The organism is Microbacterium sp. NPDC064584 (assembly GCF_040687315.1).
In the GTDB taxonomy this organism is placed as follows: Bacteria; Actinomycetota; Actinomycetes; order Actinomycetales; family Microbacteriaceae; genus Microbacterium; species Microbacterium lacus.
In genome coordinates, this window is the sequence record NZ_JBFBMZ010000003.1 from 106,952 (window position 1) to 121,736 (window position 14,785).

Below are 14,785 nucleotides of genomic sequence, written 5' to 3' on the forward strand. Positions count from 1 at the left end.
CGCTCCTCACAGGTCGAGATCGGGCACGTCGACCCGGATTCTGAGTGTATTGCCGACGACGGGACCCCGCGTCCGGGGGTTCTTCCGCGCGCGGAGGGCGTCCGCGACGATCGAGCTGCGCAGGCTCTCGGCGACGGCAGTGCCGTGCGCGTAGTCGAAGCGCACGAGTGCGCGCGCGGGCCCCCGGCGATCGCCCGCGTCGACCGGGCGGTCCACGGGACCGAGCACGGCGAGGTCGTCCAGCGACGGCACCGCCTGGCGGAGCTCGGTCAGGGCGGTCTCGACAGCGATCCTGCTCCCCTCCAGTGCGGCGACGCGCACGGTGGGGGGCATCCGCAGGGGCGCTCGGTCGGCGAGTTCTGCTCGCGCGTACGCCGGCTGGGTCCATGTCGCGAGGGCGCGCGCGACGGAACCGGTGACCCCGACCAGGTGCACGGGCGCACCGGGGCGGGCCAGCGCTGCGGCGTTGGACCACCAGCGCAGGCACGACTCACCGATCCGCAGATCCTCGGCCTGCAGCATCCGATCGCCGTCCAGGAGGATCACCGCACGATAGCCGCCCCGCGCGATGGGCTCGGCTCCGCGAGTCGCGATCACGAGCGCGGGCCGCTCGTCCACGTCGAGGACGGGGTGCTCGCCGTCGGCGACGATCACCCGGATGCCGGGGAAGGCGCGCCCGAGATCGTCCGCGGTCCGCTCACTGCCCGAAGACGCCATCCGCACGCGCGTCGAGGCGCACTTCGGGCACTCGAAGGCGGTCGCGGAGCGACCACACCACCCGCAGGTCGGCACAGCGCCGCGTCGTGCGGCGTGCAGCGGGCCGGCGCAGTGCGGACACCGCGCGGGCGTGCGGCAGTCGGCGCACACGAGCACCGGCGCGTACCCGGGGCGCGCGACCTGGACCAGGACCGGACCGGCGGTGAGCGCTTCGCGCGCTGCGGCGAACGCCGCCGACGGCACGCGCGCGCCGCGGGATTCGCCCTCCTTCGTCGCGCTCAGCACGACGCGAGGCGAGCGCCGCCGGGCCGACGAGACATCCGTGAGCCAGCCGATCCCGACGAGCCTCTCGATGTCGCTCGTCCGGGTGTGTCCGGCGAACACGAGCGCACCGCCCTCCCGCTCGTGACGGACCAGGGCCGCGTCGCGCGCGTGGACACCGGGGCTGAGGGGCTCGCCCAGAAGCGGGTCGCCGTCGTCCCAGATCGCGACGAGCCCCGGGTCGTGAACCGGCGCGTAGACGGTCGAGCGATTGCCGATCACGATGCACGGCTCGCTCGCGAGCACACGGAGGTAGGCGGCGTAGCGCTCGGGCGAGCTCTGTCGGGCGTCGTTGCGGATGATCGCGTGGGCCGGCGCGCGCCCGGCGAGCGCGGCTTCGAGCTGGGCCTGATCGCGATGATCGGGCACGACGAGGACCGCGCTGCGTCCCGCCGCCAGCGTGCGGACGGCGGCGGCCGCCAGGAGCACGGCCCACGACCCGACCGTCACCTCCGCCGACACCGCGACCGGCTCGGGCGGTGCGTCGAAGGCTGCCCGGCCGGAGCGGTCCAGACAGTCCACCAACGCCGGCTGGTCCGCCAGGACCCCCGCCGCCCAGGTCTGCGCCGCGTCGTCGATGACCGGGGCGACGGCGCCGCCCGCCGCGAGCCAGGCCTTCTCCGCCCTCACCATGCGCTTGGGCACCGCGAGGCGGAGGATGTCCGTCGCCGATCCCGCCGCGCGGTCGGCCACGCGGCGGGCCAGGTCGTAGAGCCGACGCGGAAGCACGGGAACGGGTGAGATCACCGCGTCCACGTCCGAGAGCGGGCGATCCACCGGATCGGCTTCGCCCATCTCGATGACGTACGCGTCCAGCATCCGTCCGGCGCTGCGCAGCGGCACGCGCACCCGGATGCCGGGAGCGACGTCGTCACGCAGCTCGGCGGGGACGGCGTAGTCGAACGGACGGTCCAGCTGGGGCAGCGGCGAGTCGATCAGCACACGCGCGACGAGGCGCGGCGGCGCGTTCAGAGTCCGGCGGCTGCGCGCAGGTCGTCGACGCGATCGGTGCGCTCCCAGGTGAAGTCGGGGAGTTCGCGCCCGAAGTGACCGTACGCCGCCGTCTGGGCGTAGATCGGGCGCAGGAGGTCGAGATCGTCGATGATCGCCTTCGGGCGCAGGTCGAAGACCTCGAGGATCGCCCGCGTGATCGCCTCGTCGGCCACGTGTCCGGTGCCGAACGTCTCGACGTACAGCCCGACCGGGCGCGCACGGCCGATCGCGTAGGCGACCTGCACTTCGAGTCGATCGGCGAGGCCCGCCGCGACGGCGTTCTTGGCCACCCAGCGCATCGCGTACGCCGCCGACCGGTCGACCTTCGACGGATCCTTGCCGCTGAACGCGCCGCCGCCGTGACGGGCGGCGCCGCCGTAGGTGTCGATGATGATCTTGCGTCCCGTCAGACCGGCATCGCCCTTCGGGCCGCCGATCACGAACGGTCCCGCCGGATTGATGATCGACTCCGCGGCTCTCGTGTCCAAGCCGGTCTCGGCGAGGACCGGAGCGATCACTTCGGCGTTCACCGCGGCACGGAGCGCCGTCAGCGAGATGTCGGGGTTGTGCTGCGTGGACAGCACGACGGTCTCGACGGTGCGCGGGATCGTGCCGTCGTATCCGATCGTCACCTGCGTCTTGCCGTCGGGGCGCAGGAACGGCAGAGCACCGCTGCGCCGCGCGGCGGAGAGTCGCTCGGCGATGCGGTGCGCCGTCCAGATCGCGATCGGCATGAGCTGTGGGGTCTCGTTCGTCGCGTAGCCGAACATGATCCCCTGGTCGCCCGCGCCCTGCGCGTCGAGCGGATCGATCGACCCGCCCTCGCGGTGCTCCTGGGCGGTGTCGACTCCCGTGGCGATGTCGGAGGACTGCTCGCCGATGGAGATGCTGACTCCGCACGAGTCGCCGTCGAACCCGGTGTCGCTCGAGGTGTAGCCGATGCGGTTGACGACACCGCGGACGATGCCCGGGATGTCGACGTAGCCGTTCGTGCGCACCTCCCCCGCGACGTGGACCAGACCCGTCGTCACGAGGGTCTCGACCGCGACGCGGCTTCCGGCGTCCTCAGCGAGGAGGGCGTCGAGGATGCTGTCCGAGATCTGGTCGCAGATCTTGTCGGGATGTCCCTCGGTGACGGACTCGGAGGTGAACAGACGCAGCTGTGTCATCGATCTCTTCCGTGGTCGCGCGTGGACCGCGAGATCACTCGGCGGCGCGGAGGCGGAGCTTGTCTTCGTGGATCTCGTGCAGGGCGATCGTGAGGGGCTTGTCCTCGACGGTCGAGTCCACGAGCGGGCCCACGTTGTCGAACAGGTTGCCTTCGTGCAGGTCGGAGTAGTAGTCGTTGATCTGACGCGCGCGCTTGGACGCGTAGATGACCAGCTGGTACTTCGAGTCGACCTTCTCGAGAAGGCTGTCGATGGGGGGATCGATGATCCCCTGGTTCGTTCCGGCCATGGTGAAACCTCCTGGGTTCGAGGGCGACGGATGTCGGTGGAAGAAGGACGGCGCCGCGACTCACGACGACGGGCGTGCGGGCACCTGCGCCAATTCTACGACCTCGCGGGCCGCCGTGGCGACGTCGCCGTTCACGATGCGATAGTCGAACTCCTCTTGGGCGGCCAATTCGCCCTTCGCGGTGCGCAGTCTCCGGGCCCGTTCCTCCGCGTCCTCCGTGCCGCGTCCGACCAGTCGCTGGACGAGTTCGTCCCAGCTGGGGGGCAGCAGGAACACGAGCATCGCGGAGGGCTCTGCCGCCCGCACCTGACGCGCGCCCTGCAGATCGATCTCCAGCAGGACCGTGCGGCCCTCGGCGAGCGCGCGGTCGATCGGCCCGCGGGGGGTGCCGTAGCGGGAGGCGTTGTGCACCGTCGCGTACTCGAGAAGATCGCCGTCGGCGATGAGGCGGTCGAACTCCGCGTCGTCGACGAAGAAGTAGTGCTCACCGTGCACCTCCCCCGGCCGTGGAGAGCGGGTCGTCGCCGAGACCGACAGCAGGATCTCCGGGTGATGCTCCTTGATGTGCGCCGCCACCGTGCCCTTGCCGACCGCGGTGGGTCCGGCGAGCACGACGAGGCGACTGCGGCCGTCGCGCGCCCCGGGCGTCGGCCAGCGGGAGTCGAGGAACTCCTGCAGCGCGCGCCGTTGACGGGCGCCCAGACCGCCGAGGCGCTTGACGGGAGAGATGCTGAGATCGGCGAGGATGCGGTCGCGCTTGCCCTCGCCGATCGCGGGGAGGCTCGTGAGGAACTCCGTCACCCGCATCGTGCCGGCCGGTGAGGTGGGATCCTCCAGCGCGCGGCGGAAGAGCTCCTGCGGGGTGATGACGCGCATCGCGACGTCGCGCTTGAGCGACGCGCGGGCGCGGCGCGCCTCGACCGCGCGCCGGGATGCCGCCACCCGGTCGACCTCGGGCGGGCGGGACTGCGGGCGCGGGGTCGCCGGGGTCTGCGGATCGGTCATCTCAGGCACCTCCGTACAGCGCGGCGCGCTCCTGGATCCGGGCTCCGAGGCCGTCGGGGCCGGCGGAGAGGATGCTGCGGCTCTCGCTGGCCAGCACACCCGCCGAGAAGCCGCCGAACACGCGCGCGAGGTCGCCCGGCTCGGCGCCCTGTGTCCCGAATCCCGGGGCGAGCACGGGGAGGACCCGGCTGCCGACGGGGGCGAGCTGCACCGTGGCGAGGTCGACGGTCGCCCCGATCACGAGCCCGAGTGAGGACCAGTCCTGCCCCGGCTCTGCTTCGGCGCGCTCCGCGACCTGCTCGGCGATCAGAGCGGCGGTGGTCGTGCCACCCGCCCGCGCGATCTGGGTGGTGATCGCCTCGGGATTGCTCGTGGCGGCGAGGACGAAGACGCCCTTTCCATGGGCGAGCGCCAGGTCGAACGTCGAGGCCAAGGCGCCGACTCCCAGGTAGGGGCTGACCGTCATCGCGTCCGCCTCCAGGGGCGACCCGGGCGTGAGCCACGCCGCGGCGTACGCATCCATCGTGGTCCCGATGTCGCCGCGCTTGGCATCCGCGATCACGACGAGGCCCGTCGCGCGCGCGGCCGCGAGCACGTCCTCGAGAGCCGCGTAGCCCGCAGCTCCCCAGCGCTCGAAGAACGAGACCTGCGGCTTGACCGTGCCGACCCGCCCGGCCGCGGCATCCACGACACGCAGGCCGAACTCCCTCGCTCCCTCCGCGGAGGCGGGCAGCCCCCACTCCCGCAGCAGCGATTCGTGCGGGTCGATGCCGACGCACAGGCGTCCCCCCGAGAGGACGGCTTCGCGAAGACGGGTGCCGAACGCCGTCACGCGCTGTCCTTCCGGTCCTGCGCGTACTCCTGCAGGCTCCGCACCGCGAATCCTTCGCGCAGCACGGGCAGCGCGCTCACGGCGGCGCCGAGGACGGCCATCGTGGTGAACAGGGCCTTGTCGGCCGCGACGGCGGCCGCGCGGATCTCGTAGCCGTCCGCACGGGCGAGACCACCCGAGGGCGTGTTCACCACGATGTCCACCTCGCCGGCGTTGATCAGGTCGACGATGTTGGGCTCGCCGGAGTCGTGCGTCGCGGAGTACTTGCCCACGACGTCCACGTGGATGCCGTTGCGCGCGAGGATCTCCGCGGTGCCCTCGGTGGCGATGAGACGGAAGCCGAGCTCCTGCAGCCGGTGAGCGGGCAGGATCACGGCGCGCTTGTCGTCGTCGGCCACCGAGAGGAACACCGTGCCCGAGGTCGGCATCCCGCCGTACGCCGCGGCCTGGCTCTTGGCGAACGCGGTCGGGAAGTCGCGGTCGATCCCCATGACCTCACCGGTGGAGCGCATCTCCGGTCCGAGGACGGAGTCGACGGTGTGTCCGTCGGCGGTGCGGAAGCGCTTGAACGGCAGCACGGCCTCCTTCACGGCGACCGGGGCGTCCAGCGGCACGCGGGAACCGTCCTGCGCGGGGAGGAGCCCCTCGGCCTTCAGTTCCGCGATCGTGGCACCGGCCATGATGCGACTCGCGGCCTTGGCAAGGGGGATGCCCAGCGCCTTGGAGACGAACGGCACGGTCCGCGAGGCCCGCGGGTTCGCCTCGATCACGTAGAGGACGCCGGCGGACACCGCGAACTGCACGTTGAGCAGACCGCGCACCCCCACGCCCTCCGCGATCGCGAGGGTCGCGGTGCGCACGCGGTCGATCTCGGTGCGTCCGAGCGAGATGGGCGGGAGGGTGCACGACGAGTCGCCGGAGTGGATGCCGGCCTCCTCGAGGTGCTCCATCACACCGCCGATGTAGAGCTCGTGCCCGTCGTACAGGGCGTCGACGTCGAGTTCGACGGCGTCGTCGAGGAAGCGATCCACCAGGAGCGGCTTGCCCTCTTCGATCACGACCTCGCCGGCCGTGCGGACGAAGTAGTCCCGCAGGCTCTCGGTGTCGTACACGATCTCCATGCCGCGCCCGCCCAGGACGAAGCTCGGGCGGACGAGCACCGGGTAGCCGATCTCCTCGGCGATCGTGATCGCGCCGGCCTCATCGATCGCGGTCCCGTGACGCGGGGCGACGAGCCCGGCGCGGTCGAGGAGCTGCGAGAACAGCTCGCGCTCCTCCGCGATGTCGATCGCGGCGGGAGACGTGCCCAGGATCGTGTAGCCGGCCTGCTCGATGCCCTTCGCGAGTCCGAGCGGGGTCTGCCCGCCCAGCTGGCAGACGACGCCCAGGATCCGGCCCGACTGCGCTTCCGCGTGCAGGACCTCCAGCACGTCCTCGAGGGTGAGCGGCTCGAAGTAGAGGCGGTCGCTCGTGTCGTAGTCCGTGGAGACCGTCTCGGGGTTGCAGTTGACCATGATCGTCTCGAACCCCGCGTCCGAGAGGGCGAACGAGGCGTGCACGCACGAGTAGTCGAACTCGACGCCCTGCCCGATGCGGTTGGGGCCCGAGCCGATGATGACGACCTTCGTCCGCTCGGACGGCGTGACCTCGGTCTCGACGTCGTAGCTGGAGTAGTGGTACGGCGTGAGCGCGGGGAACTCCCCCGCGCACGTGTCGACGGTCTTGTACACCGGTCGAACGTCCAGGCCCCACCGCACGCCGCGGATCTCGGCCTCGCTCCCGCCGCGCAGCTGGGCGAACTGGGCGTCGCTGAAGCCGTGCTCCTTCGCGAGACGCAGGGTCTGCACGTCCAGTTCCGGCGCGCTCCGCACGAACTCGGCGACCTCGTTGATCAGGGCGATCTGGTCGAGGAACCAGGGGTCGATCTTGGTGGACTCGAAAGCCTGCTCGATCGTGGCGCCCTTGCGCATCGCCTGCTGGAGCACGACGATGCGCCCGTCCGTCGGCCGCTGGGCGATCTCGAGCAGCTCCTCCACCGAGCGCGGCTCTTCGCCCCAGTGGAAGCTCGACCCGCGCTTCTCGAGCGAGCGCAGCGCCTTCTGCAGAGCGGTCGTGTAGTTGCGGCCGATGGCCATCGCCTCGCCGACCGACTTCATGGTCGTCGTCAGCGTCGTGTCCGCGTTCGGGAACTTCTCGAAGTTGAAGCGCGGGACCTTGACCACGACGTAGTCCAGCGTCGGCTCGAAGCTCGCCGGCGTCGCACCGGTGATGTCGTTGGGCACTTCGTCCAGCCGGTAGCCGATCGCGAGCTTCGCGGCGAGTTTCGCGATCGGAAAGCCGGTGGCTTTCGACGCGAGTGCCGACGAGCGCGACACGCGCGGGTTCATCTCGATCACGATGATGCGACCGGATGCCGGATCCACGGCGAACTGGATGTTGCAGCCGCCGGTGTCCACGCCGACGGCGCGGATGATGTCGATGCCGATGTCGCGGAGCTTCTGATACTCGCGGTCGGTGAGGGTGAGCGCGGGTGCGACGGTGATCGAGTCGCCGGTGTGGACGCCGACCGGGTCGACGTTCTCGATCGAGCACACGACGACCGTGTTGTCGGCGGTGTCGCGCATGAGCTCGAGCTCGTACTCCTTCCAGCCGAGGATCGACTCCTCCAGGAGCACCTCGGTCGTGGGCGAGTCGCGCAGGCCTGCGCCGCCGATGCGGCGCAGATCCGTCTCGTCGTACGCGAAGCCCGAACCGAGGCCACCCATCGTGAAGGACGGACGCACGACGAGCGGGTAGCCGAGCTCGGCGGCGCCGGCCAGCAGGTCCTCCATCGAGTGGGCGATCACGCTGCGGGCGACGTCGGCTCCGGCATCCAGCACGAGCTGCTTGAAGATCTGACGGTCTTCGCCCTTGCGGATCGCGTCGACCTTCGCGCCGATGAGCTCGACGCCGTACTTGTCGAGGATGCCCTGCTCGTGCAGTGCCATCGCGGCGTTCAGCGCGGTCTGGCCGCCGAGGGTCGGCAGGATCGCGTCCGGCTTCTCCTTGGCGATGATCGTCTCGATGACCGCGGGGGTGATCGGCTCGATGTAGGTCGCGTCGGCGAAGTCGGGATCGGTCATGATCGTGGCGGGGTTCGAGTTGACGAGGATGACGCGCACGCCCTCCTCGCGCAGGACGCGGCACGCCTGCGTCCCCGAGTAGTCGAACTCGCACGCCTGGCCGATGACGATCGGCCCCGAGCCGATGACCAGAACGCTCGTGATGTCGTCGCGCTTAGGCATTGTTCGTGTTCTCCGTACTGGTCTGCAGGTTCGCGATCACCATGTCGCGGAAGCGGTCGAACAGGTAGTTGGCATCGTGCGGTCCCGCGGCGGCCTCGGGGTGGTACTGCACCGAGAAGGCGGGGATGTCCAGGGCCCGCAGGCCCTCCACGACCCGGTCGTTCAGGCCGATGTGGCTCACCTCGACGCGCCCGTAGCCGTTGGGCGAGTCGAAGGATCCCTCCAGCGGCGCATCGACCGCGAATCCGTGGTTGTGCGCCGTGATCTCCACCCGGCCGGTCTGCTTGTCCAGCACCGGCTGGTTGATCCCCCGGTGGCCGAAGGGCAGCTTGTACGTGCCGAGCCCGAGCGCGCGTCCGAGCAGCTGATTGCCGAAGCAGATGCCGAAGAACGGCAGGCCGTCGTCGAGCACCGCGCGCAGGAGCGCCACGTGATCGCCGGAGGCCGCGGGGTCACCCGGGCCGTTCGAGTAGAAGACCGCGACCGGGTCGATCGCGCGGACCTGTTCGATCGTGACGTCCTGCGGCAGGACGTGCACCTCGAATCCGCGCTCAGCGAGGTTGAGGATCGTGGCCTGCTTGACGCCGAGGTCGAGGACCGCGAGATTGCCGACGCGCTCGCCGACGGCAGGTGTGACCTCGACGGCGCCGACGGACACCTCCGCCGAGAGGTTCTGACCGGACATCACCGGGGCCGCCTGCACGATCGACAGCTGCTCCTGCGCGTCGAGCGCGGCATCCGCGCCGGAGAAGATGCCGCCGCGCATGCTGCCCGCGGAACGGATGTGCCGCGTGATGGCGCGCGTGTCGATTCCGCTGATGCCGACGACCCCGTCGCTGATGAGGGCGTCGTCCAGCGACTCGTCCGCGCGCCAGTTGGACACGACGCGGGAGGGGTCGCGGACGATGTAGCCGGCGACCCAGATGCGCCGGGACTCCGGGTCCTCGCCGTTCATGCCGGTGTTGCCGATGTGCGGCGCGGTCTGCAGCACGATCTGGCCCGCGTACGACGGGTCGGTCAGGGTCTCCTGATACCCGGTCATGCCGGTGGCGAACACCACTTCGCCCAGACTCGTGCCGCGGGCGCCGTACGCCCGGCCGATGTGACGGGTGCCGTCCTCGAGCACGAGGACGGCGGGGTCGTGGGTGAGGAGCGTCATGAGTCGGTTCCTGTCGTTGTCGTGAGGGCGCCCAGCTGTGCGGCGAGCACGCGGGCGGAAGAGTTCTGCGGCCGGAAGTAGGAGTCCACGAGAGTGTCGGGATCGATCTGCCAGGCGACGCGCACGAGGCCGTCCTTCTCGACGACCCGGTCGATCGCGACGGTGGCCTGGTCGACGGTGAGGATGCGCTCGCGTGCGAGGAAGAGTCGCGGCAGGCCGGTCAGATCCAGGGCCACCCCGGCATCGGTCACGGTCAGGTCCGCCCGCGAGCGGAATCCGAGGCCTTCGATCGCGAGGCGCTCGAGCGGCTCGTCGTGGCGGGTCGTCGCGACGTAGAGCACTTCGTGCTCGGCGAGGGTCTTCGCGCCGGACGGCAGTTCGCCGACCGGAGCCGCGAGACCGCTGTCGCGTCGTCGCCGGCGCGACCAGGCCCACACGGCGACGCCGATGAGCGCCAGCGCGACCGCGACGATGACCAGGAGCGCTCCTTCCCGGGTCATGCGCGCTCCCCGGGCCGGTCGAGCACTCCCCCGTCGGCGACGGTGACGACGCCGTCGTAGAAGGTCCAGCGCACGTCCCCCGGCAGTTCGCGTCCGAGGTACGGCGAGTTGCCGCTGCGACCGTGCAGATCGGATGCGGCGAAGACGGCGGACGAGGCCGGGTCGTACAGCGCGAGGGATGCCGGCTCCCCCGCGGTCAGCGGTGTGCCGTGCCCCGCGAGCCGACCGATGCGGGCGGGGGTGCGGGACATGACTCGTGCCACGTCCGCCCAGGTCAGCATCCCCGTGTCGATCATCGCGAGCTGGACGACGCGCACCGCGCTCTCGAGCCCGACCATGCCGTTCGCGGCGGCGGGCCACTCGCAGGCCTTGGCCTCCGCGGGATGCGGCGCGTGGTCGGTCGCGACGATGTCGATCGTGCCGTCGGCGAGCCCTTCGCGGACGGCGCGGACGTCCTCTTCGCGGCGCAGCGGCGGGTTGACCTTGAACCGCGCATCGTATCCACGGGCGAGCTCGTCGGTCAGCAGCAGGTGATGCGGGGTCACCTCCGCCGTGACCTGCACGCCACGGCGCTTGGCCCAGCGGATGATCTCCACGGAGCCTGCGGTGGACAGGTGGCACACGTGCAGGCGCGAGCCGACGTGTTCGGCCAGCAGCACGTCGCGGGCGATGATCGACTCCTCGGCGACCGACGGCCAGCCGGCGAGTCCGAGTTCGGCCGACACCGCGCCCTCGTTCATCTGGGCGCCCTCCGTGAGGCGCGGATCCTGCGCGTGCTGCGCGATCACGCCGTCGAAGGCCTTCACGTACTCCAGCGCGCGGCGCATGATGAGCGGATCCCACACGCAGAAGCCGTCGTCGCTGAACACCCGCACGCGCGCACGCGAATCGGCCATCGCGCCGAGCTCGGCCAGGCGTTCGCCCTTCTGCCCGACCGTCACCGCGCCGATCGGCTGGACCGTCACGAACCCGGCCGCCTCACCGAGGGCGAGCTCCTGCTCGACCACGCCGGCCGTGTCGGCGACAGGCGACGTGTTGGGCATCGCGAAGACCGCGGTGTAGCCACCGGCGGCCGCCGCGCGGGAGCCCGTGAGGATCGTCTCCGATGCCTCGTAGCCGGGCTCGCGCAGATGAGTGTGCAGATCGACGAGCCCCGGCAGGGCGATCAGGCCCTCGGCGTCGATCACCGTGGCGCCGGCGCGGCTGAGTCCGCGACCCGTCTCGGCGATGCGACCGCCCTCGAGGACGAGGTCCACGGCGGCGGCGCCCTCGATCGCGGCGCCGCGGATGAGGATCGTCTCGGTCGTGCCGTCCGGCTGGGTCATCGTGCGTCCTCCCGTGCGTGGTGCTGCGGATCGCGTTCTCCCGCCAGCAGCAGGTACAGCACCGCCATCCGCACCGAGACGCCGTTCGTGACCTGGTCGAGCACCGTCGACCGGGAAGAATCGGCGGCTTCGGCGGAGATCTCGAGCCCGCGGTTCATGGGGCCGGGGTGCATGACCATGCTATCGGGGCGAAGGCTTGTCAGACGCCGCGCGTCCAGTCCCCACCTGCGGGAATACTCCCGTTCAGTGGGGAAATACGCCGCGTTCATGCGCTCGAGCTGGATACGCAGCATCATGAGCGCGTCCGGCTCGTCCGCGATCGCGGCGTCGAGGTCGAACAGCACGCGCGCGGGCCACGCCGTCACGTCGTGCGGGATGAGGGTCGGCGGGGCGACGAGCGTCACGTCCGCTCCGAGCGTGTGCAGGAGCCAGACGTTGGAGCGGGCGACGCGCGAGTGCAGGATGTCCCCCACGATCGTGACCTTCACGCCGTCCAGGTCGCGACCCCGGCTGTCCGCACCGAAGCGGCGCTTGCGGATCGTGAAGGCGTCCAGGAGCGCCTGCGTCGGGTGCTCGTGCGTGCCGTCCCCGGCGTTGACGACCCCGGCCGTGATCCAGCCGCTCGTGGCGAGCGTGCGCGGTGCGCCGGACGCGCCGTGACGGATCACGACGGCATCCGCCCCCATGGCCTGAAGGGTCTGCGCCGTGTCCTGCAGGGACTCGCCCTTCGAGACGCTCGATCCCTTCGCCGAGAAGTTGATCACGTCGGCGCTCAGGCGCTTCGCTGCGGCTTCGAACGAGATCCGGGTGCGGGTGGAGTCCTCGAAGAAGAGATTGACGACGGTCTTGCCGCGCAGCGTGGGCAGCTTCTTGATCTCGCGCTGCTGCGTATCGGCCATGTCCTCGGCGACGTCGAGGATATCCAGGGCCTCCGCCCGGGGCAGATCGTGGGTGTCGAGGAGGTGCCTCATGCCTCGGACCCCTCGATCGTGACGAACTCCTCGCCGTCGACTTCGGCCAGGCGCACGTTCACGCGTTCGTCCGCCGCGCTGGGCAGGTTCTTCCCCACGAAGTCGGGTCGGATCGGCAGCTCGCGATGACCGCGGTCGACGAGGGTCGCGAGGCGCACCGCCGCGGGTCGGCCGATGTCCTGCAGAGCGTCGAGCGCCGAGCGGATGCTGCGCCCCGAGAACAGGACGTCATCCACGAGGACGACGACCCTGCCGTCCACGCCGCCGGCGGGGATCGAGGTCGGCTGGGGCGAGCGCGTCGGATTCCGGTGCAGATCGTCTCGGTACATCGTGATGTCCAGTGCGCCGACCGGGACCGAGGCGCCGCTGAAGTCGCTGATGAGTGACGCGATGCGGCGTGCCAGGGCGACGCCCCGTGTCGGGATGCCGAGGATCACCATGTTGTCGGGGCCGCGATTGGACTCGAGGATCTCGTGCGAGATCCGAGTCAGGGCCCGGGCGATGTCGGCCTCATGCAGCACGGTGCGCGTGCTCATCCGCCGCTCCCTTCTCCGCCTCACAGGACGGGGTTAAAGGTTGCTGTGATGGTTCGAGTCTAGCGGGACCCGCGGTCAGGATGCCGCCGACGACACCGTCTCGATCACCCGGCTCGCGCGGATCGGGTGGCCCTGCGAGGTGAGGCACTTGCCGGAGTCCAGGTCCCACTTCCAGTCGTGCAGGCTGCACGTGAGGACGCCGTCCTCGATCTTGCCGGTCTTGGACAGGTCTGCCCTCAGGTGGGGACACCGGCGCTGCACGACCCAGTCCTCGAGCTGGATGTCCTCCGAGACATCGGACTGCTCGGCGTACCAGTTCTCGACGTACTCGATGCGGTCGCGTGACAGGCACTTCAGGAACGTCGTCAGCAGCTCGTTGAACTTGCCGCTGCGCCCGACCGCGAACTGCATCGACAGGAAGATCGAGTTCGACCAGTCGATCTCATGGTCGCGGATGTTCGTGGACACCAGGTCGGCGGGGATCGTGTACCAGTAGATGCACTCCTCGCCCGCGTACTCGCGCACCTTCGCCTTCGGGAAGTCGACGACCATGTCCAGCTCGCCGATGCGGAAGCGGACGTTGCCGCCCACGCCCTCGCGGAAGATGCGGCCCCGACGCAGGAGCGGCTCCCACCACTCCTTGATCGCGGCGAGCATCTCCGCCGGCGGGATGACGTCCGCGCGGGTGGCCTCCTCGTCGGCGATCTCCGCCTGCCGACTCGCCTGCTGCTCGGCGAAGTAATCCCACCGGTCAGGACCGAACATGCGCTCGATCTCGGCATCCGTGTACAGCGTCTGCTCGACGCTCAGCTCGCCATGCGTCAGCTCGACGACGGTTCCAGAGATGAACAGGTGTCCGGTGTGGGCGGGCGATTCCTGCTGCAGCCGCTCGAGGAACTGCGTCTGGCTCGTGAAGATCGCGTCGCCGTCCTGACCTTCCCAGTTGTAACGGAAGAGCTCGTCACGGAGGAACATCGGCGGGCCCGCCATCGGGAAGACGTGCGGGGCGTCGACGCGGTCGACGTAGTGCATCGCACGCTTGTGCTGCGCCTCGCGCTTGAGGTGGGCGAAGTTGCGCTTGGCGTCCTGCGGAAGGTCGTAGACCATCGGCCACCAGATCGCACCGGACACCTGCGTGAAGTAGGCCTCCGGGCGGGAGAAGGCGAAGAGCCTGTCCATGTCCAGCGGATGCGAGTCGTTCTGGTTGAGGATCGACGCGGTGCCGTCGTCCACCGACAGGCTCGAGTCGCCGATCGGGCCGTCGCTGGGCGCACGCAGCGGGTTGACCATCATCTTGAGGTCGCCGCGCTGGATGATCTCCCCCGCGTGCGTATAGAGGATGTTCTCGAACCCGAGCCGGCGCAGGTCCTGCTCGAGCTCATCGGTCGGATAGTCCGGCAGGAGCACCTCGATGTCCTTCGGCACGTAGGTCTCCAGCAGCCACGGATCGAAGTGGTCGCGGTGCCGGTGACTGATGTAGAGGAAGTCGGCCTTGCCGTACTTCTCCCAGTCCAGCCCGCGGTTGTCCGGGAACGGGAACCACGAGCCGAAGAAGGCCGGCTTCACCCAGGGGTCGCAGAGGATGTTCCCTCCCGCCGTCTCGATGAACATTCCGGCGTGGCCGAGGCCCGTGATGCGCATGCTCGCTCCTTCCCCGGCAAGTCTACGAGGCGCTCTGACGGCG

General features: G+C 70.3%; 12 protein-coding genes. All 12 read right to left on the reverse strand.

Features of this window, described 5'->3' with window-relative positions; all coding sequences use genetic code 11:
• Positions 1 to 6: 6 nt before the first annotated feature.
• Positions 7 to 1,980 carry a primosomal protein N' gene (locus AB0P18_RS06675; protein ID WP_363359441.1) on the reverse strand — a complete coding sequence of 658 codons (1,974 nt, stop codon included), beginning with the start codon at positions 1,978 to 1,980 and terminating at the stop codon, positions 7 to 9.
• A gap of 26 nt (positions 1,981 to 2,006) precedes the next feature.
• The gene (gene metK, locus AB0P18_RS06680) at positions 2,007 to 3,200 is read right to left on the reverse strand and encodes a methionine adenosyltransferase (RefSeq protein WP_344053547.1); all 1,194 of its coding nucleotides are present in this window, start codon (positions 3,198 to 3,200) and stop codon (positions 2,007 to 2,009) included.
• A gap of 34 nt (positions 3,201 to 3,234) precedes the next feature.
• Positions 3,235 to 3,489, reverse strand: a complete 255-nt coding sequence (gene rpoZ / locus AB0P18_RS06685) for a DNA-directed RNA polymerase subunit omega (RefSeq protein WP_344053549.1) — start codon at positions 3,487 to 3,489, stop codon at positions 3,235 to 3,237.
• Between the two features lie 60 nt (positions 3,490 to 3,549).
• Complete coding sequence (gene gmk, locus AB0P18_RS06690; RefSeq protein WP_363359442.1) at positions 3,550 to 4,494, reverse strand: guanylate kinase; 945 nt, start codon at positions 4,492 to 4,494, stop codon at positions 3,550 to 3,552.
• A gap of 1 nt (position 4,495) precedes the next feature.
• Positions 4,496 to 5,326, reverse strand: coding sequence for an orotidine-5'-phosphate decarboxylase (pyrF, locus tag AB0P18_RS06695; RefSeq protein ID WP_363359443.1), 831 nt, complete (start codon positions 5,324 to 5,326; stop codon positions 4,496 to 4,498).
• On the reverse strand, positions 5,323 to 8,610 hold the full coding sequence (gene carB / locus AB0P18_RS06700; protein WP_363359444.1) for a carbamoyl-phosphate synthase large subunit: 3,288 nt from the start codon (positions 8,608 to 8,610) through the stop codon (positions 5,323 to 5,325). The genes pyrF and carB overlap by 4 nt, the downstream gene beginning before the upstream one ends.
• Positions 8,603 to 9,769: a glutamine-hydrolyzing carbamoyl-phosphate synthase small subunit gene (gene carA / locus AB0P18_RS06705; RefSeq protein WP_363359445.1), complete on the reverse strand. Its 1,167-nt coding sequence runs from the start codon at positions 9,767 to 9,769 to the stop codon at positions 8,603 to 8,605. Before carA ends, carB begins: the two co-directional genes overlap by 8 nt.
• Entirely contained in the window at positions 9,766 to 10,269 is a 504-nt protein-coding gene (locus tag AB0P18_RS06710) for a hypothetical protein (protein WP_363359446.1), read from the reverse strand. The genes carA and AB0P18_RS06710 overlap by 4 nt, the downstream gene beginning before the upstream one ends.
• Positions 10,266 to 11,594, reverse strand: coding sequence for a dihydroorotase (locus AB0P18_RS06715; protein WP_363359447.1), 1,329 nt, complete (start codon positions 11,592 to 11,594; stop codon positions 10,266 to 10,268). Before AB0P18_RS06715 ends, AB0P18_RS06710 begins: the two co-directional genes overlap by 4 nt.
• Positions 11,591 to 12,565, reverse strand: a complete 975-nt coding sequence (locus AB0P18_RS06720; RefSeq protein ID WP_363359448.1) for an aspartate carbamoyltransferase catalytic subunit — start codon at positions 12,563 to 12,565, stop codon at positions 11,591 to 11,593. The genes AB0P18_RS06715 and AB0P18_RS06720 overlap by 4 nt, the downstream gene beginning before the upstream one ends.
• Complete coding sequence (pyrR, locus tag AB0P18_RS06725) at positions 12,562 to 13,101, reverse strand: bifunctional pyr operon transcriptional regulator/uracil phosphoribosyltransferase PyrR (protein ID WP_363359449.1); 540 nt, start codon at positions 13,099 to 13,101, stop codon at positions 12,562 to 12,564. The genes AB0P18_RS06720 and pyrR overlap by 4 nt, the downstream gene beginning before the upstream one ends.
• Before the next feature lie 75 nt (positions 13,102 to 13,176).
• Positions 13,177 to 14,742, reverse strand: a complete 1,566-nt coding sequence (locus AB0P18_RS06730; RefSeq protein ID WP_363359450.1) for a Rieske 2Fe-2S domain-containing protein — start codon at positions 14,740 to 14,742, stop codon at positions 13,177 to 13,179.
• Positions 14,743 to 14,785: the final 43 nt, after the last annotated feature.